The following is a 759-nucleotide window of genomic DNA, read 5'->3' on the forward strand; positions in this document are numbered from 1 at the left end:
CGCAAGGTCGGAGCGTCCAGCCGCAACTATCGGTTCTCGGCGAATGTGCAGGTCATCGTGGACGCGGACACCCGGCTTGTCATTGCGACAGGTCCTCCGGTGCCGGGCACCACTGCGGATGCGCATGCCTGGCGGGCCTCCGGACTGGCCGAACACTGCCAGGACGTGACCGTGCTCGCCGACGGCGCCTACCTCAACTGCGGCATGGTCACCCCGCACCGCAAACGTCCCCGACGCGCGCTGCTGCCACCGCAGCCCCGTGAACGTCTCCACCCACACGCGTTCAGCCCTCAGCACCCCAGCCATACACCGGAGATGCCCAGTTCACGGCCTTATGCAACACCCTTTAAGGGCTGTCCCGTAATTCCCGGTGGATCAGCGCGCGGCGTCAGATGCGGTGCATCGCAAGGCGCCGGGTCGCCCTCATACCGGGTGTATTCGGGCGATCCGGCAACGCCGCGAGGTGCCGTAGCTGTCGTCGTGCGCCCACCGGGAATTACGGGACAGCCCTTAGAGGGTGTTGCATAAGGCCGCGTTTGGGCAGGTCAGGACCCGTGATGACAGTCTTCTGGTCATGATGCGAGGGCGAGGTTGTGCATGTGGGCGACGGCCTGGACGGCGTGGTGGAGGCCGTCGCCGTGTTGGCGGCAGTCGCGGAGGATCTTGTAGTTCTTCATGCGGCCGATGACATGTTCCACCCGGGCCCGCACCGTGCGGTGGTCCGCGTTGTCGGCCTCCTGGCCTGGCAGCAGCGCGCGT

General features: G+C 66.7%; 1 protein-coding gene and 1 pseudogene. One reads left to right on the forward strand and one right to left on the reverse strand.

Annotated features, from left to right (window positions below):
* Positions 1 to 249: pseudogene (locus FGF04_RS40780) on the forward strand (transposase family protein); the annotation flags it as partial.
* Positions 250 to 572: 323 nt separating this feature from the next.
* On the opposite strand, the gene FGF04_RS39605 reads toward FGF04_RS40780, so the two are convergent.
* The coding region (locus FGF04_RS39605) for a transposase family protein (RefSeq protein WP_328596407.1) at positions 573 to 759 on the reverse strand (187 nt) is incomplete at its 5' end.

Source organism: Streptomyces apricus (assembly GCF_008369065.1).
Lineage (GTDB): Bacteria > Actinomycetota > Actinomycetes > Streptomycetales > Streptomycetaceae > Streptomyces > Streptomyces apricus.